The organism is Ruegeria sp. HKCCD6604, from assembly GCF_013110635.1.
In the GTDB taxonomy this organism is placed as follows: Bacteria; Pseudomonadota; Alphaproteobacteria; order Rhodobacterales; family Rhodobacteraceae; genus Ruegeria.
The window spans coordinates 169,040-185,881 of record NZ_WVQW01000007.1 but is presented as its reverse complement, the minus strand read 5'-3'; the positions used below and the strand labels follow the sequence as shown (position 1 = coordinate 185,881).

General features: G+C 59.8%; 22 protein-coding genes. 9 read left to right on the top strand and 13 right to left on the bottom strand.

The genetic code is table 11. The annotated features are described in order from the left end of the window. Positions 1-9 precede the first annotated feature (9 nt). Positions 10-927, top strand: a complete 918-nt coding sequence (gene ppk2, locus GS614_RS16720) for a polyphosphate kinase 2 (RefSeq protein WP_371419726.1) — start codon at positions 10-12, stop codon at positions 925-927. Between the two features lie 67 nt (positions 928-994). Here the strand turns inward: ppk2 and GS614_RS16715 are convergent, their stop codons facing one another. From GS614_RS16715 to rpsU, 3 genes are all read right to left on the bottom strand, one after another. Beyond that, complete coding sequence (locus GS614_RS16715; protein WP_253285407.1) at positions 995-2,107, bottom strand: CAP domain-containing protein; 1,113 nt, start codon at positions 2,105-2,107, stop codon at positions 995-997. Positions 2,108-2,190: 83 nt separating this feature from the next. Next, on the bottom strand, positions 2,191-2,379 hold the full coding sequence (locus tag GS614_RS16710) for a hypothetical protein (protein WP_171726834.1): 189 nt from the start codon (positions 2,377-2,379) through the stop codon (positions 2,191-2,193). Between the two features lie 22 nt (positions 2,380-2,401). Next, the gene (gene rpsU / locus GS614_RS16705) at positions 2,402-2,608 is read right to left on the bottom strand and encodes a 30S ribosomal protein S21 (protein ID WP_005614280.1); all 207 of its coding nucleotides are present in this window, start codon (positions 2,606-2,608) and stop codon (positions 2,402-2,404) included. Positions 2,609-2,719: 111 nt separating this feature from the next. On the opposite strand from rpsU, the gene GS614_RS16700 reads away from it, so the two are divergent. Together GS614_RS16700 and GS614_RS16695 are read left to right on the top strand one after the other, a co-directional pair. Continuing rightward, positions 2,720-3,412, top strand: a complete 693-nt coding sequence (locus tag GS614_RS16700) for a COQ9 family protein (protein ID WP_171206094.1) — start codon at positions 2,720-2,722, stop codon at positions 3,410-3,412. Positions 3,413-3,473: 61 nt separating this feature from the next. After that, entirely contained in the window at positions 3,474-4,460 is a 987-nt protein-coding gene (locus GS614_RS16695; RefSeq protein ID WP_171119761.1) for an NAD(P)H-quinone oxidoreductase, read from the top strand. Between the two features lie 30 nt (positions 4,461-4,490). On the opposite strand, the gene GS614_RS16690 is transcribed toward GS614_RS16695, so the two are convergent. Continuing rightward, positions 4,491-5,348, bottom strand: coding sequence for a DUF2189 domain-containing protein (locus GS614_RS16690; protein ID WP_171206093.1), 858 nt, complete (start codon positions 5,346-5,348; stop codon positions 4,491-4,493). Positions 5,349-5,540: 192 nt separating this feature from the next. On the opposite strand from GS614_RS16690, the gene GS614_RS16685 reads away from it, so the two are divergent. After that, positions 5,541-6,524: a quinone oxidoreductase gene (locus GS614_RS16685; RefSeq protein ID WP_171726833.1), complete on the top strand. Its 984-nt coding sequence runs from the start codon at positions 5,541-5,543 to the stop codon at positions 6,522-6,524. 49 nt (positions 6,525-6,573) lie between these two features. Here the strand turns inward: GS614_RS16685 and GS614_RS16680 are convergent, their stop codons facing one another. The 9 genes from GS614_RS16680 to GS614_RS16640 all read right to left on the bottom strand — a co-directional run bounded on the left by GS614_RS16680 (position 6,574) and on the right by GS614_RS16640 (position 12,672). Further along, positions 6,574-7,107 (bottom strand): outer membrane protein, encoded by a 534-nt coding sequence (locus tag GS614_RS16680; RefSeq protein WP_171171245.1) that lies wholly within the window; start codon positions 7,105-7,107, stop codon positions 6,574-6,576. 260 nt (positions 7,108-7,367) lie between these two features. Then, the gene (locus GS614_RS16675) at positions 7,368-7,844 is read right to left on the bottom strand and encodes a YHS domain-containing (seleno)protein (protein WP_171119757.1); all 477 of its coding nucleotides are present in this window, start codon (positions 7,842-7,844) and stop codon (positions 7,368-7,370) included. 183 nt (positions 7,845-8,027) lie between these two features. After that, entirely contained in the window at positions 8,028-8,243 is a 216-nt protein-coding gene (locus tag GS614_RS16670; protein ID WP_371809410.1) for a hypothetical protein, read from the bottom strand. A 51-nt stretch (positions 8,244-8,294) separates the two neighbouring features. Beyond that, on the bottom strand, positions 8,295-8,900 hold the full coding sequence (plsY, locus tag GS614_RS16665) for a glycerol-3-phosphate 1-O-acyltransferase PlsY (protein ID WP_171206089.1): 606 nt from the start codon (positions 8,898-8,900) through the stop codon (positions 8,295-8,297). Continuing rightward, positions 8,900-10,180, bottom strand: a complete 1,281-nt coding sequence (pyrC, locus tag GS614_RS16660) for a dihydroorotase (RefSeq protein ID WP_171726832.1) — start codon at positions 10,178-10,180, stop codon at positions 8,900-8,902. Before pyrC ends, plsY begins: the two co-directional genes overlap by 1 nt. Next, positions 10,177-10,563, bottom strand: a complete 387-nt coding sequence (locus tag GS614_RS16655; protein ID WP_171726831.1) for a hypothetical protein — start codon at positions 10,561-10,563, stop codon at positions 10,177-10,179. Before GS614_RS16655 ends, pyrC begins: the two co-directional genes overlap by 4 nt. Further along, on the bottom strand, positions 10,548-11,066 hold the full coding sequence (locus GS614_RS16650) for a hypothetical protein (RefSeq protein WP_171726830.1): 519 nt from the start codon (positions 11,064-11,066) through the stop codon (positions 10,548-10,550). Before GS614_RS16650 ends, GS614_RS16655 begins: the two co-directional genes overlap by 16 nt. Then, positions 11,063-11,998 carry an aspartate carbamoyltransferase catalytic subunit gene (locus tag GS614_RS16645; protein WP_171119750.1) on the bottom strand — a complete coding sequence of 312 codons (936 nt, stop codon included), beginning with the start codon at positions 11,996-11,998 and terminating at the stop codon, positions 11,063-11,065. The genes GS614_RS16650 and GS614_RS16645 overlap by 4 nt, the downstream gene beginning before the upstream one ends. A gap of 59 nt (positions 11,999-12,057) precedes the next feature. After that, on the bottom strand, positions 12,058-12,672 hold the full coding sequence (locus GS614_RS16640; RefSeq protein WP_171171233.1) for a scavenger receptor class F, member 2: 615 nt from the start codon (positions 12,670-12,672) through the stop codon (positions 12,058-12,060). A gap of 83 nt (positions 12,673-12,755) precedes the next feature. Between GS614_RS16640 and GS614_RS16635 the strand changes: the two genes are divergently transcribed. From GS614_RS16635 to GS614_RS16615, 5 genes are all read left to right on the top strand, one after another. Then, entirely contained in the window at positions 12,756-13,523 is a 768-nt protein-coding gene (locus tag GS614_RS16635) for a uracil-DNA glycosylase family protein (protein WP_171726829.1), read from the top strand. After that, positions 13,520-14,119 (top strand): metallophosphoesterase, encoded by a 600-nt coding sequence (locus tag GS614_RS16630; RefSeq protein WP_171331395.1) that lies wholly within the window; start codon positions 13,520-13,522, stop codon positions 14,117-14,119. Before GS614_RS16635 ends, GS614_RS16630 begins: the two co-directional genes overlap by 4 nt. Continuing rightward, positions 14,116-14,736 (top strand): LysE family transporter, encoded by a 621-nt coding sequence (locus GS614_RS16625; RefSeq protein WP_171331394.1) that lies wholly within the window; start codon positions 14,116-14,118, stop codon positions 14,734-14,736. The genes GS614_RS16630 and GS614_RS16625 overlap by 4 nt, the downstream gene beginning before the upstream one ends. Positions 14,737-14,742: 6 nt before the next feature. After that, positions 14,743-15,285 (top strand): molybdenum cofactor biosynthesis protein B, encoded by a 543-nt coding sequence (moaB, locus tag GS614_RS16620; RefSeq protein ID WP_171726828.1) that lies wholly within the window; start codon positions 14,743-14,745, stop codon positions 15,283-15,285. Between the two features lie 106 nt (positions 15,286-15,391). Further along, positions 15,392-16,840: an efflux RND transporter periplasmic adaptor subunit gene (locus tag GS614_RS16615; protein WP_152456777.1), complete on the top strand. Its 1,449-nt coding sequence runs from the start codon at positions 15,392-15,394 to the stop codon at positions 16,838-16,840. The last annotated feature ends 2 nt before the right edge of the window (positions 16,841-16,842 follow it).

The following is a 16,842-nucleotide window of genomic DNA, read 5'->3' as shown; positions in this document are numbered from 1 at the left end:
GAGCTGACCTTGGACAATGAAAACACTGGCGCCCCCAAAGACTGGCTGGAAGCCGAGCTGGAGGACACGCTGGACGAAGATTTCGAGATAGAATTCAGTGAGCCGATGCTGTCGATGGAAGTCCGAAAAATCTATCGGGAACAGCATCCGGATATGTTGGATCGCAAGGTTTACTTCCGCAACCTGCTGCGCTTGCAAGCCGAACTGATCAAGGTTCAGGACTGGGTACAGCATACCGGGGCCAAGGTCTGTATCCTGTTTGAAGGCCGTGACAGTGCCGGTAAAGGGGGCGTGATCAAGCGGATCACCCAGCGTCTGAACCCGCGTGTCGCGCGCGTGGTGGCATTGCCGGCACCCAGCCGCCGAGAGCAAAGCCAGTGGTATTTCCAGCGCTACGTACCGCATCTGCCGGCGGCGGGTGAAATCGTTCTGTTCGACCGCTCCTGGTACAACCGGGCCGGAGTCGAGCGGGTGATGGGTTTTGCGTCCGAGGACCAGGTTGAACAATTCTTTCAGGACGTTCCGGAGTTCGAACGGATGCTAGTGCGGTCAGGGATCATTCTGCTGAAATACTGGTTCTCGATCACGGACGAGGAACAGCAGTTGCGATTCCTCATGCGTATTCACGATCCGATGAAGCAATGGAAGCTGTCACCGATGGATCTTGAATCCCGCATCCGCTGGGAATCCTACACAAAGGCCAAAGAGGATATGCTTTTCCGAACGAATATCCCCGAGGCCCCGTGGTACATCGTCGAAGGCAATGACAAAAAACGCGAAAGGCTAAACTGTATCGAGCATCTTTTGACAAAAATCCCCTACGAGGACGTGCCTCAGGAAAAGGTCAATCTGCCCGACCGCAAGTACAACCCGGAATATGAACGCCGCGTTTTGCCGGATGAGCTTTACGTACCAAAGATCTATTGAAGCAAAACCAGGCTCTGAGCCGGATTATGCGAGGCCGACACGGCCGGCCTCGCACAGGGTCAAATGATCAGGCTGCATCCATCATGCAGTCAAAGTGGAAGAAGTTGACCATTGTGATGTCACAGTCATCGACGTCGGCTGTTTCGGTGCCCGCAGGCTCGGATTCCGTTTCCGGCGTGACGTCGGCGGTCGGCATCATGTCGATATCATCGGTGTCTGCCACGTCCGTGTCGCCGTTCATATCGTCACCCCAGTTGAACTCGTCAAACTGCGCTTGCAGGTTTTCGAGGAAACTGGCGATTTCATCCAGGAAGGCCTGAACGTCAAAGCAGAACGTCTCGGCCTCACCCCCGTCAACCACGTCCACGTCCGGCGTTTCGGGTTCCGGTTCCTCGGTCTCGGTGACGTCGGTATCGGGCGTTTCGGGTTCCGGCTCTTCGGTTTCGGTGACGTCGGTGTCGGGTGTTTCGGGTTCCGGCTCTTCGGTTTCGGTGACGTCGGTGTCAGGTGTTTCGGGTTCTGGTTCTTCGGTTTCGGTGACGTCGGTATCGGGTGCTTCGGGTTCTGGTTCCTCGGTCTCGGTGACGTCGGTGTCGGGCGTTTCGGGTTCCGGTTCCTCGGTCTCGGTGACGTCAGTATCCGGTGTTTCGGGCTCCGGCTCTTCCGGAACAGCAACTTCGTCCGGCGTGGTTGGCGGAACGGGCGGTGTGTTCGTATTGCCGTTGTCCAGCATGACTGCCGCGTCGGTTGCGGCAAAGTTCTGGGTGACCATCACCGCATCAAAACCCTGCATATCGCCGGTTTCGATCCCGATTCCGATATATTTGAAATCCGGGTTCAGAATATTGGCGCGGTGGCCCGGGCTGTTCATCAGGTTCTGGTGCAACTGAGCCACGTCATCGCTGATGCCGGGCTGCCCGCGTTCGGACTGCCATGCGATGTTTTCGCCGGTCCGCCAGTTGCCCTCAAGATCGAACCCGGCGTTTTGCATCCGCTGGGTGGCACTGGAACCGCCCGAGCCGGTGTGGCTGAACGTGTCTGTATCCAGCATCCAGGTGCTGTGATCTTCGGATGAATCGTTCAGCTGCGTCTCAAGCTGAAGCGGGTTGAGCCCGCGGGATGTGCGTTCCTGGTTGATCAGCTCCAGCATCTCGCGTTCGAATGTACTTGCAGTCGACATTTTTGCCTCCGTTTGTGTTTGTGCCCTTCCGGACGGGCTCACTTAGAGGTCGGGATATCGACGGTGGTAGGGGGCGGTTCACTTCAGGCGAGTTTTGGCAACGCGATGCTACCGATGCGGGATTCGCTGCGCTGCAAAATGCCGGGCAAAATGTTGCTGGTGAGGAAATGGCGGCTTGTCGCACAGCCGGCACCACGAGTCGGCGGATTGAAACCGATCGCCGAAACGACAAACCCCCGGGCGATGCCTCGGGGGTCGTCAAATAGTGTCATCCAAAGCTGGACGAGGAAAGTCTTAGAGCAGACCTTCGCGCTGTGCTTTCTTACGTGCCAGTTTACGGGCACGACGGATCGCTTCAGCCTTCTCGCGCGCTTTCTTCTCGGACGGTTTCTCGAAATGTTGCTTCAGCTTCATTTCACGGAACACGCCTTCGCGCTGCAGCTTTTTCTTCAGGGCACGAAGCGCCTGATCGACGTTGTTGTCGCGAACACTAACCTGCATGTGGTTGTCACCACCTTTCTAGATAGAGTTGCAAGGAAATTGCAGGAGTTGGCCGTATAGCAAAGCCGCTCTAACTTGTCTAGTACTGGGTCCGACAACCGGAGAACCGCCATGACGACCACATATGAAGATGCAAAACAGCAGCTTTTGGATGCGATGCTGATCCATGTTCCCTTCGATGGGTGGTCGGAATCCAGTTTCCGCGCCTCCATTTCCGACTGTGGTCTGGATGACGGTCTGGCGCGCGCGATTTGTCCGCGCGGCGCGGTGGATTTGGCGCTGGCCTACCACGCGCGCGGGGATCAGGCGATGCTGGACCGCATCAGGTCCGAGGACCTGAGCGAACTGAAATTCCGCGACAGGATTGCCGCAGCGGTTCGGTTCCGGTTGCAGGCCGTCGAGGACAAAGAACTGGTGCGCCGGGGCATGACGCTGTTTTCCCTGCCAACCCATGCGGCCGACGGTGCCAAGGCGGTTTGGCAGACCTGCGATCTGATCTGGGATGCGCTGGGCGACAGCTCGGATGATGTGAACTGGTACACGAAGCGGGCCACTTTGTCGGGTGTCTATTCCTCGACCCTGCTGTTCTGGCTGGGTGATGACAGCCCGGATCATCAGAACACGTGGGAGTTTCTGGATCGCCGGATCGCAAATGTCATGGAGTTTGAAAAGCTCAAGGCGCAGTTGCGCGACAACCCGGTGTTGAAACCGTTTCTGGCGGTTCCGAACTGGCTGGCGGGTCAGGTGAAGGCTCCGGTCAAAATGCGGGCCGATCTTCCGGGAATGCTGAACCCCCGAAAGTAGCGCGTCTTGATGCTGGGCCTTGGCCCTGATGCCTGCTAGGCATTGGGCAAAGGAGGTGCCTATGACCCAGATGATGCGCGCTGTTGAGATCACCGAACCGGGTGGTCCCGATGTTTTGCAACTGACCGAGCGACCGATTCCTGAACCGGGTGCGGGGCAGGTCGTTCTGAAAGTGGCCTATGCCGGGGTGAACCGGCCGGACGCGTTGCAGCGTGCGGGCGCTTACGATCCGCCGCCCGGTGCCAGCGACCTGCCGGGGCTTGAGGCTTCGGGCGAAGTGGTCTCGGTCGGGGCCGGGGTCGAAGGACTGTCCGTTGGGGATCAGGTCTGCGCGTTGCTGCCGGGCGGCGGCTATGCCGAATATGTCGCCACCCCTGCGGCCCATTGCCTACCGGTTCCTGCCGGCATGGGAATGAAAGAGGCGGCCTGCCTGCCCGAGACCTTTTTCACCGTGTGGTCCAATGTATTTACGCGGGGCGGGCTGAAGGCCGGTGAACGATTTCTGGTCCATGGCGGCTCGAGCGGGATTGGCACGACGGCCATCCAGTTGGCCAATGCCTTTGGCGCCCGCGTTTTTGCCACCGCAGGGTCGGATGAAAAATGTCAGGCTTGCGTCAAGCTGGGTGCGGAAAGGGCGATCAACTACCGCGATGAGGATTTTGTGGCCGTCATACGGGCCGAAGGCGGGGCAAACCTGATCCTCGACATGGTCGGAGGCGACTATATCCCGCGCAACGTCAAAGCTCTGGCCGAGGATGGGCGGCTGGTCCAGATCGCGTTTCTGCAAGGCCCGGTGGTCGAGCTGAACTTTGCCCTGATGATGGTCAAGCGCCTGACCCTGACCGGCAGCACCCTGCGCCCGCAAAGCGATCTGGCCAAGGCCCGGATTGCACAGGACCTGCGCGAAGCTGTCTGGCCTCTGCTTGAGGCTGGCAAGGTTGCGCCTGTCATGGACAGCGAATTTGATCTGGCCGAGGCTGCGGCCGCCCATGCACGCATGGAAAGCTCGGGCCATATTGGCAAGATCGTCCTGAACGTGGCGGGCTGAACTCCGCGCGCGCGGGGCAGACCCGCGCGTTCACGCAACCGCGCGGCGGTACAGGTGCCATGTGGCATGGCCCAGAACCGGCATCACTATGATCAGGCCCAACAGCATCGGCAGGGCGCCCAGAAACAGAAGGGCCGCCACGATGAACCCCCAGGTCAAGATGACGCCGGGGTTGTGACGCAACACGCGAAACGATGTCACGACCGCCACCGGCAATCCGACTTGCCGGTCCAGAAGCAACGGAAAGCTGACAACGCTGATCGCCAGAGCGCAAAGAGCGAACACGAACCCAACGGCGAGTCCGACTACCATCATGGTCCAGCCGGCAACCGTAGTGACGGCCTGCTTGGCAAAAGTGCCAAGTGACGCGGGGGCTTCTGGCCCCATTGTATGCGTGTAAATGCTCTGCGCCACCATCAGCCAGATCAGCAGAAGCATCACCAGATAGAAGCCCAAAACCAGAATTGCGCCGAAAGCCGGAGAGCGGAATACACCGAACGCATCCAACCAATGCACCGTGCTGCCTTGTTCTCGTTTGCGGCTGATCTCATACAGCCCCACAGCTGCGACTGGACCGATCAAGGCAAAACCGGCGACCAGAGGCGCCAGAAGTGGCACCATGTTGACGTTCAGGGCAAAGCCGAACATCAAAAGCCCCGCAATCGGGTAGATCAGCACAATGAATATGGCATCCGCCCGTGTTTCGACAAAGTCGTGATACCCCGCCTTCAGACAGGCGCGCAGATCTTGCATCGTCAATGTCTGCACCATCGGCAAATGCGTGGTATCTGCGCTTCCGAGTTTTGAAACGCTGTCCGAGACATGATCACTGGCCGCCCCCAGATTCTGGGCTGCCCAACTGATCGGATTTCCGATTGTTTTAGCCATTTTCATCCCCTTTCCTGGCGAGATTTGCGCCGCGGAATGGATCCGGCATTAAGTTGTCCGTGGCCGGACCAGCCGACAACGCCTGATCGCAGTATAGCACAGTTTGGCGGAATCCTGATCAACACTCTGATATCTGACGATTGCTCCGCATCGCAGTCATGTTAGCTTGATGTCAGGCAAGAGGAGGTCAGGATGCAGACAACAGCGAAAACGGTGGTATTGCACGAATTCGGCGGGCCCGAGGTTCTGCGGATCGAAGACAGGCCATTGGGCGACCCCGGACCGGGTGAAATACGTATCCGTCATCATGCCTGCGGTCTAAACTTTATCGATGTTTATCAACGCACTGGATTGTACCCCCTGGAGCTCCCTCATGCTTTGGGGATGGAAGCGGCGGGTGTCGTCGAGGCCGTCGGGGAAGGGGTAACGCACCTGAAACCCGGTCAACGGGCCGCGTATGCCGCAGCCCCACCCGGCGCGTATTGCGAGGCCCGAGTAATGCCTGCGGCACAGGTGTGCCCTTTGCCGGATGGCATCTCTTTCGAAGCTGCTGCGGCAATGATGTTGAAGGGTTTGACGGTTGAATACCTGTTTCACCGAACCACTCCGCTGAAACGCGGGGATACGGTGCTGTTCCACGCAGCGGCGGGTGGGGTCGGACTGATCGCCTGCCAATGGGCGAAGTCAGAAGGGATCACTCTGATTGGCACGGCGGGAACCGACGAGAAATGCAGCCTCGCCCGGTTCAACGGGGCCGCGCATTGCATCAACTACCGCTCTGAGAATTTCGCCGAACGGGTGGCCGAGATCACCAAAGGCAAGGGTGTGGATGTGGTCATGGATTCCGTGGGGGCGGACACGTTCGAAGGATCGTTGAACTGCCTGAAACCCTTGGGAATGATGATTTCCTTCGGCAACGCCTCAGGGCCGGTGCCGCCATTCGATATCGCTGTTCTGGGCCAGAAAGGATCGCTCAAGATCACCCGCCCCACTTTGTTCACCCATATTGCGGACCACTCCGTCTGTCAGGCAATGGCGCGCCGCTTGTTCGGCAAGGTCGAGGGCAGAGAGGTCAAGATCCACATCGATCAGCGCTTTGCGCTGGATCAGGTGGCCGACGCACATGGCGCGTTGGAAGCGCGGCAGACGACCGGCAGTACGATTCTGGACCTTTGACGCGAAACCCGGCCTGTCAGGCCGGGTCAAACTTGATCCTGAGTGCCGTTCAGAAGCGGTAAGAGACACGAACCTGCAATGTGGTTGCGTCGACATCCACATTGCTTCCGTTGAAGTTATTGAATTCGTGGTACAGCAGCTCTCCGCCAATGCTGACATTTGGGGCCACGATCTGTTCATAGCCTGCGCCGATGAACCACCCGTCATCACTGCCTAGGGTGTCGGTGCCCGCTTCGGCGTAGCCTGCCGTGCCGTACAGCAGACCTTGCGGGTTTACCTTGTAGCCGGCGCGCGCTTTCAGCCGCCAGACATCTTCGACAGTTGCGGCGCCGGACAGGCCCACGTCAGTCCAGTCATAGTCAAATCCGCCGCCAACGACCCAGTCGCCCAGATCATAGTCGTAGCCCAGGATGATACCACCGATCACGCCATCGCCATCGACACCGGACAGGCTGGTGTCTACATCGGCATAACCCAGTTGCAGACCGCCATAAAACCCGGTCCAGTTGCCCGAGGATTGTGCCATTGCCGATCCCGCGACCACGGTTGCGACAGTAGTGATGAGAGCCAATTTCAAAGTCATCTCATTTCCTTTCGATTGTCACTCTGCTCCAGTGAAATTCTGTTCACCTATGCAGACGATTACGATCCGCCAACGTCATCGGATCAGTGATACCTACGAACCGCTGCCCGAATTTCACCTCTGAAACGTGAAAAGACACGCCGGGGGCCTTTGAAATCGGGCACTTCTGATACGGATGAGATAGGTAGAGATGAGAGGTCTTCAAACGATATGCGGCGGCGGAACATTCCGCCGCCGACACATCTGAAGATTTAGGCGGATTATTGCTTTTGCAATTCAGCAGGGGTCTTGTCCGCGATGTTTTCCCAGTTTGCACTTGCGCTTTCGATAAAGCCCGGGATGTCGCCTTCCCAGCGTTCCTGGATGTCTTCCGACAAGTTCAGGTACAGTTTGTTGTCGACGATTTTCCAGTGGTTCGGGTCACCGTCGAACTTGAAGCCCATGGCTGTACCAAAGGCACAATAGCCGCCATAGGCAGGCAGGTAAGCTTCCGGGTTGGCTTCAAAGGCGGCTTTGTTTTCCTCGGACGAGAAACGGTACAGCGCATCGTCGTGCAGCGCGGTGATGCGATAGTCGCCTTTGGTCGCTTCACCGACGGTGAAATAGGCAACCGGGTCATAACCCTGCATGGCCAGACCGGTCGAGCTTGCGTTGATGTCCACTCCAGCGGCCAGAGCGGATGTTGCCAGTGCAACGGACAGAGCGACGCCACCGATCAGAGATTTAAACTTGTTCATTGTTCCACCTTTCGTGAAAGGAGCCTCGTCTGTGTGCGGATCGAAGGCCCCGGATTGTTGTCCTGTGTGGCCCGTAATTGACCGTCACGACAGCGATCTGGGAAGCAGGCGGATCACGTTCAAAACAATGAATCGTGATTGTGCGTCAGAGAGGAACGTCTGTTCAAAAATGCAGGCCTGACATTACGCGTCCGGTTCAAAATCCAGAACAAACGCGATGACTTTGCTGGCCGCCATTTCACAAGGTCTCAGCAGCGCGCCGCTGATGCGTGTTTGATACAGGTTCATGCTGATATAGTCGGTGCCGCCCAGTTCGTGCGCAACCAGCTTGTGGGATTTCCCCTCTGCCAACTGTTGGCGCACGACGACATAGCGCCGGTTCCCGCGATGTACCGGCAAACCTGCCCTCGGGCAGTGCGAAAAACGCGGAAACGAAAGCGTCCGGCGGTGTCACGATTTTCCGATTTTCGGTTCAGTCCCGGCCTTGATCCGTGCGACGTTGGTGCTGTGACGCCAATAGATCAGAAGGGTCAGGATAATCCCAAGGATAAAGGATTGTCCGTTTGTCAGAACCAGCACCCAGGTCGTTGAAAGCGCGGCCGCGGCCAGTGCGCCGACCGAGGATATCCGCCAGATCGCCGCCGCCACCAGCCAGCTGAGACAGCACGCAACTCCGACGCGCCAGTCCAGCGCCAGCCAGAGTCCCAGAAAGGTCGCCACGCCTTTTCCGCCCTTGAAACCCAGCCAGATGGGAAAGCAATGACCCAGAAAGGCAAAAAGGGCTGCGATCTGCGCGGCGTCTTCTCCGGCATAAGCACGGGCAATCAGAACCGCCGCCGCGCCCTTGGCCGCGTCGAACAGCAAGGTCAGCGCCGCGGCGGCTTTGTTGCCGGTGCGCAGGACATTGGTTGCGCCGATATTTCCGGATCCGATTTCGCGCAGATTTCCCAGCCCCATGACCTTTGCAAGCAGCAGGCCGAAGGGAATGGAGCCCAAGAGATATCCAACCACCGCCCATTGGAGCAGTTCGCTGGTCGAGTTGTCGATCGGGGGCATCAGGAACTCCGGAACACTTCTTTACCTGCAACATAGGTCGAAATGACCTTACCTTGCATCCGCTGGCCGTCAAATGGCGTGTTCTGAGATTTGGATTTTAAGGCAAAGCGATCAAGCACAAAAGGCACATCCGGGTCGAACAGAACCAGATCCGCCGGTGCGCCTTCCGACAATCGGCCGCTTTCCAGACCAAGCCGTTTGGCCGGGTTCAATGCCATCGCCCGGAACAGGGTCGGCAGGTCCAACTGGTCGGCATGATACAGGCGCAATGCCGCCGGCAAGAGCGTTTCCAGCGCCACCGCGCCCGAGGCGGCCTCTTCAAACGGCAGGCGTTTGCTTTCTTCGTCCTGCGGCGTGTGCATCGAACTGATCGTGTCGATCAGGCCGGTGCGCACCGCCTCGATCACCGTCTGCCGGTCATCTTCGGACCGCAGCGGAGGCTTGACCTTGAAAAAGGTGCGATAGTCGGCCACGTCCAACTCGTTCAACGTCAGATGATGGATCGAGGTGCCGGCAGTGATGTCCAGCCCGTTGCGCTTGGCCCGTTCCAGCGCGGGCAGGGCGCGGGCGGTGGTGATCTGGTCGGCGTGATAGGCCGCGCCCGTCATTTCCAACAGCGCGATGTCACGGTCCAGCCCCATGCGCTCGGCCATGGGCGAGACCGCAGACAATCCGCGCAGGGCGGCGAATTTGCCGCTGGTGGCCGCGGCGCCATGGCTCAGGCCCGGATCTTGCGGGTGGGCAATCACCAGCGCGCCGCAGGATTTTGCATAGGTCAGTGCGCGGGAAAACACCTTGGTATTGGTGATGACGTGATCGCAATCGGTAAAGGCCACGGCGCCTGCGTCCTGCAAGAATCCGATTTCCGTCATCTCACGCCCTTCGCGCCCCTTGGTCAGCGCGGCCATCGGCAGCACGTTGACCGGCGCATCCGCCTGCGCGCGCCGGGTCGCGAATTCCAGCGTTTCTGGCGTATCGACCGCGGGCAGTGTATCCGGGCGGGTGACAATGGTGGTGACACCACCGGCTGCGGCAGCGAGGCCTGCGGATTTGTAGCTTTCCTTGTGCCGTTCGCCCGGCTCACACACCTTGACGCCGATATCGACGATGCCTGGGGCGAGGCACTTGCCCCCGCAGTCGATGACCTGGGCGTCAGCAACGGGCGCGTCGCCGTTGCCCTTGCCGTGAATGAGGCCGTCGGCAATGTGCAACCAGCCGGGACTGTCCGTGCCGGTTTCAGGGTCGATCAGGAGGGCGTTGGTGAAGATCAGGGTGGTCATGGAATGGCCCTTTCAATCGCGGCTTTGGTGGCGGCCGGGTCCGACTGGTATTTGATCAGATGCTTGTCGCCGCTTTTGGTGACGACCTGGACGAAGCTGCCCATGATATTCACGGCGGTGATCTGGTTCAGCGGCACGCTGCGTCCGCCGGGACCGGTCAGCGCGGTGTCTGACAATTGCCAATTCGAGTCCAGTTCTTCCGAGGCCAGATACCACGCGCGTATGCCGATGGCGGCCAGGCCAGCTGGGGCTCCGGTCCAGACGTAAGGATTGCCGATCAGCCACAGCACGGCCATTGCACCGGCCATGGCAACAGCAGCCAGCCATGCATTTGTGCGGATATAGGCCCCTTTGTCCGGGGCGAAGATCACAGGATCAACCATAAGATGCCTCCGATGACCAAAAGCGCGACCAGTGCCAGAATGGCCGATCCGACGCGGCGGGGGGTGTCACCCGCTGTGACGGTTTGCGGGGCGGAAAAGGGTTTGGCGCTTTTGGTTTCGATGATCCCCCCAGTCCAGTTCGTGGCCTCTTCCGTGAACAGGCCGATCAGGCGCAGGCGCGGATCGGGGTTCAGCGTCGCCGGGTGTCCGTTGAAAGCCGCGCTGCGCAGGACCATGACCCAACCGTCGACAGAGGCCAAAGCGTTCCGGTCCAGCTGATCCGAAGACACGCCGCAGCCCTCGGTCAGGTAGCCGTACAGGCCGAGCTCTTCGAGGTCGGAGACCGGGAAAATATCGATATGGCTGGGGTCCAGCCCGTCGACCCCAAGCACCTGATCGGCGGCACCCGGTTCGCGCAGGAACTTCGCCTCTTCCGGGCGCATGTCCAGCGTGAACAGGCGCAGAACGCCGCGTTCGTGGGGGGCGACGGTCAGATCGCTCATACGGCCTCGCGCAGGTTGCGGGCCAGCAGATCCATCGCGGCCATGCGGACGGCGACGCCCATTTCCACCTGTTCCTGAATGACGGATCGGTTGATGTCGTCCGCCAACGTGCCGTCGATCTCGACCCCGCGGTTCATCGGGCCGGGATGCATCACGATCGCGTCCGACTTGGCCTGCGCCAGCTTTGCGGCGTCCAGCCCGTAGCGGTGGTAATATTCGCGTTCCGAGGGGATGAACCCGCCATCCATCCTCTCTTTCTGAAGGCGCAGCATCATGACGACGTCAACGTCCTTGAGGCCCTCGTTCATGTCGTCATAGATCTCGGCCCCGAACTCGGCGAATTGCGCGGGCACCAGCGTCGGCGGGCCAATCAGGCGGATGCGGTTTTCCATCTTGCCCAGCAGGATCAGGTTCGATCGCGCGACGCGGGAATGGGCGACATCGCCGCAAATGGCAATGTTCAGCCGGTGCAGGCGGCCCTTGGCGCGACGGATGGTCAGGGCGTCCAGCAGGGCTTGCGTGGGGTGTTCATGCTTGCCGTCACCGGCGTTCAGAACGGCGCAATTGACCTTTTGCGCCAGCAGATCGACTGCGCCGGAATGCGGGTGCCGCACCACCAGAAGATCCGGGTGCATCGCGTTCAGCGTCATCGCGGTGTCGATCAGGGTCTCGCCCTTTTTGATCGAGCTGGCCTGCATCGCCATGTTCATCACATCCGCACCCAGACGCTTGCCCGCCAGTTCGAAACTGGCCTGCGTGCGGGTCGAGTTTTCGAAGAACATGTTGATCTGGGTCAGCCCCGACAGAACGTCGGAATGCTTGGTCGACTGGCGGTTCATGTCGACATAGGTCTCGGCCAGATCCAGAATGTCGGTGATATCGGATTGCGACAGATGCTCGATGCCAAGAAGGTGACGATGGGCGAAACGCATGGGCGGGCTCCTGTCTGACAATCGCGCCGCTTATAGGAAGCCGGGCGGCGCAAGGCAACCTAAGGTTCCGTACCCTCAGGCAGTTTTTCGCAGCCGCCGTCGGGCAGGCATTGCTCGCCCGGCTTGCACCATTTGCCATAACCGCAGTCGATGGCCTTGATCGGTACGCAGCCTTGATGCGCCGAGCATTTGAAACCGGGGCGGCATTGTGATCCGGTTTCCTCGCACAGGAACCACCCCGGACGCGAGCAGCCCCCGCCGGGCAGGCAGGCCGAACCGCGCGCGCAGGTTCTGCCATCAGCGCATGTGGTCGGTGGCGTCGTATCCAGTTCCGGTGCGCTTCGTTCACACTCGCCACGGCCATTGCAGAAACTGTCGCCCGGACAATCCAGCCGTGATGCGCATTTGTTCAGGCCTGCGGGCGCACATCTGAGTCCACCGGCAACGCAGCGTTCGAACGGACCGCAACTGCGCCCGCCGCCGCAATAGGTGCCGCCCAGTGGAATGCAATGGCCATCAAAACTGCATCTTTGCCCGCCTGAACAACATGTGCTGCCACATTTGAACTGACCCGCACGGCACTGCCCGTGTTTGTCATGAAATGTGGCCCATGCCGGATCATCGGTGACAACCAGCACTAATCCAATGATGAGGAATCGCAGAAATCTGAGCATCGCATGCCGATGGTCGGCGCGACAGAGCGACCGATCAAGCCCTATTCGCTTTCCCTCAGCCCTCAGGCGGGTAAGTTATCCCTATGGAATCGGGCTTGGACTATTACTCTGCGCGGGCGCTGCTGGAATGGCAGATCGAACTGGGTGTGACCGAGGCAATCGGTGATGCGCCGGTTGACCGGTACGCGTTGCCCGACACCACGGCCAAACCCAGGAAACCGGAAACGCCCCCCGCCGCCCCGGCTAAGCCCAGCGATTTGGACCCGGTAGCAATCGCAGGATCCGCAGCACTGGGCGCGGGATCGCTGGATCAGCTGCGCGCAGCGATGGACGCGTTCGAGCATTGCGAGCTCAAGCGCGGAGCGCGGCAGTTGGTCTTTGCCGACGGGACCCCCGGCGCGCGCGTGATGATCATCGGCGAGGCGCCGGGTCGCGATGAGGACCGCGAGGGCAAACCCTTTGTCGGCCGAGCGGGTCAGTTGCTGGACCGGATGCTGGCGGCAATTGATCTGGATCGTCGCGAGAACGTCTATATCACCAATGTGCTGCCATGGCGCCCCCCGCAGAACCGCGACCCCAAACCCGAAGAGATCGGGATGATGAAGCCGTTTCTGGAACGCCATGTGGCCCTGGCCAGACCCGAGGTTCTGGTTGTGATGGGCAATATCAGCTGTCAGGCGGTGCTGGGCAAACGCGGCATCACCCGCCTGCGCGGCAAATGGGATCAGGCAATGGATCTGCCGGTGATCCCGATGTTCCACCCGGCTTACCTGCTGCGACAACCGCAGATGAAACGGCAGGCCTGGGCGGATCTGCTGGAACTGAAAGCGCGGCTGCGAGGTGCAACATGAAAGTTCTGGCATTCTCTGATCTGCACATGGCGCGCAACCGGGCAGCCGATCTTGTTGCCGCCAGCACCGAGGCTGATCTTGTCATCGGTGCCGGTGATTATTGCAATTCGCGTCAGGGGCTGGACGAGGCGATGCAGATGCTGTCCGGCATTTCGGCCCCGCTGGTCCTGATCCCGGGAAACGCGGAAAGTGCAGAAGAGCTGGGCAATGCGGCCCCGGACGGTGTTCATGTCCTGCATGGGTCTGGCATGACCATAGACGGCTTGCGCTTGTTTGGTCTTGGCTACGGCGTACCACCTACTCCGTTCGGAGACTGGTCCTGTGACCTCACGGAAGGTGAGGCGACCGAGATGCTCGACCGGTGTGAAACGGCTGATCTCCTGATCGTTCATTCTCCGCCCAAAGGGTATGGGGATCAGACATCGCAAGGCCTTTCGGTCGGATCGACTGCCATACGGGATGCGGTGGAACGCCTTCAGCCGGGATTTGCGTTCTTCGGTCATGTGCATGAAAGCTGGGGCTATCGCGGGTCCTTGGGGCGAACGCATTTGGCCAATCTGGGCCCGATGCCAAGTTGGTTTGAGGTGGATGCGTGATCGAATTCCAGACTTTGCTGGTCTTTGTTCCAGCGGCACTGGCACTGAACCTGACGCCCGGTGCTGATATGATGTTCTGCTTTGGCCAAGGGCTGCGATCCGGGGCGTGGCCTTCGGTATCGGCAAGCGCCGGCGTGTCCGTGGGTTCGATGATTCACGTGCTGCTGGCAGGGCTTGGGCTGGGCGCTGCGGTGTCGGCGCTGCCCTGGCTTTTCGAAGTGATCCGCTGGATGGGTGCCGCTTACCTGATGTATCTGGCTTGGGGAGCGGTCCGGAACGGCGCTTCGACAGGGGATGCGCCTATGCGGTCGACGCGCATGGCCTTTCGGGATGGGATGTTGGTCAACCTGACCAATCCCAAGGTCATTCTGTTCGTGCTGGCGTTCATACCGCAATTCGTCGACCCGACCGCGGGATCGGTTCTGGTGCAGTTTCTGATCTTTGGGCTGATCATCGCGTTTGGCGGGTTCTTGGTGAACGGGCTGGTCGGAATTTTTGCCGGCGGGGCAGGCAAGGTGCTGATCGGCAACCCGCGCGCCTCGCGTATTATTGGTTGGGTCACAGGGGGTATTTTTTCCGCCCTCGCGATCCGGCTTGTCATGATGGAAAGGGCCTGACGCAAGATGTCGCGCATTGACGAAACCAAGCAGTTCATCCCCGTCAGAATTGCCGTTCTGACCGTTTCGGACACCCGATCGTTGGACGAAGATCGCTCGGGGCAGACATTGGTGGACCGGATCGAAAAAGCGGGCCATGTGGTTGCGGATCGCCAGATCATCCGGGATGAGCGCGACCAGATCGCCGACCAGTTGCGGGCATGGGTGGCGGATGAGCAGATCGATGTCGTGATCTCGACCGGTGGAACGGGTCTGACCGGGCGGGACGTGACGGTCGAGGCGCATCGGGACGTGTACGAAAAAGAGATCGACGCATTCGGTACTGTCTTTACCATGATTTCGATGGAGAAAATCGGCACTTCGGCGGTGCAGTCCCGTGCAACCGGGGGGGTTGCGGGGGGAACATACCTTTTTGCATTGCCCGGCAGCCCGGGGGCCTGCAAGGATGCGTGGGATTGGATATTGGAAAAACAGTTCGATTACCGGCATCGCCCCTGCAATTTTGTGGAAATAATGCCCAGATTGGACGAACATCTGCGACGGAAGTAGACTGGTCGTACGTTCAATTCCGTATAACCGCTTTGTGGCTTGGCATAATTCGTGATCCGGCTACATGTTGTGGACGGCAGCTTGGTGCAACCGGGGTAACTGTTTGATGCGATTTCTACGGCAGAGTCTTGTCGGTATCTTTCTGGCGTTCCTGACGCTTGCTCTGCTGTTTATTGCCGCGCAGATCATCATGGGTGCCGTTCAGGACGTCCTGACGCGTGAGGACCAGGCGCCCGCCGCCCGCGAACGGGTTTTTGCGGTTGCCGTACGTCAGGCCGAAGCGGAAACCGTAATCCCATATCTCGAAGCATTCGGAGAGGTCCAGAGCCGGCGCAGACTTGAATTGCGCGCGGCACTGGGTGGCCGCGTTGTCGCCCTGGCAGAGGATTTTGTGGATGGCGGAACGGTGACTGCCGGGGAAGTTCTGGTTGAACTGGATCCGGCGGATGCCCAATCCGCGCTGGATCGGGCCAAGTCCGATTTATTGGACGCACAATTCGAAGAACGTGATGCCGAACGGTCTTTGCTGCTGGCGCAGGACGAATTGAAATCGGCCGAGGCGCAAGCCGAACTGCGGGAACGGGCGCTGCAACGGCAACGCGATCTGGAGTCCCGAGGGGTAGGCGCCGCCGCCAGCGTGGAAGAGGCGGAACTGGCGGCTGCTTCGGCACAACAGGCTGTGCTGGCGCGCCGTATCGCGCTTGCACAGGCTGAATCCCGCGTCGATCAGGCAACGACGTTGTTGGCGCGGGCGGTGATCGCCTTGGAGGCAGCCGAACGCGATCTTGACGATATGACCATTCGGGCCGGATTCAGCGGTACGCTGACCGATGTGACGCTTGTGGAAGGGCGGTTGGTGTCGGCGAATGAAAAACTGGCTGAACTGGTTGATCCAAACGCTCTTGAAGTGGCGTTCCGGGTGTCGACGGCACAATATGTACGTCTGTTGGACGAGAATGACAGGCTGATCAACGCACCGGTCACGGTTTCGCTTGAGGTGACGGGCACCGATCTGACCGCGACTGGTCATATCAGCCGCGACAGCGGCTCTGCGGGCGAGGGTCAGACCGGACGACTGATCTATGCGCGTCTGCAAGAGGCATCCGGTTTCAAGCCCGAAGATTTCGTCACCGTCTCGGTTCAGGAACAACCGCTTGCCAATGTGTTCCGCTTGCCGTCTTCGGCATTGGACGCATCGGGAACGGTTCTGGTGCTGGGTGCGGATGACCGCCTGGAAAGCTTGCCGGTGCAGCTTGTCCGCAGACAGGGTGACGAGGTTTTGCTGCGGGGCGACGGGTTGGAAGGGCGCGAGGTTGTGATCGGGCGCACGCCGTTGCTTGGATCTGGCGTGCGGGTGCGGCCCTTGCGGCTTGAGGCCGGGGCAGACCCGGGTATGGTCGAACTGTCAGATGCGAAACGCGCTGAACTCGTGGCCCGGGTCGAGGCCAGCGAAACCATGCCTCAGGATGAGAAAACTCAGGTTCTCGGTCAGTTGCGGGAAGCGCGCGTCCCTTCATCTCTGGTGCGGCGCATTGAAACCAAGGCCGGGGGCTGAGC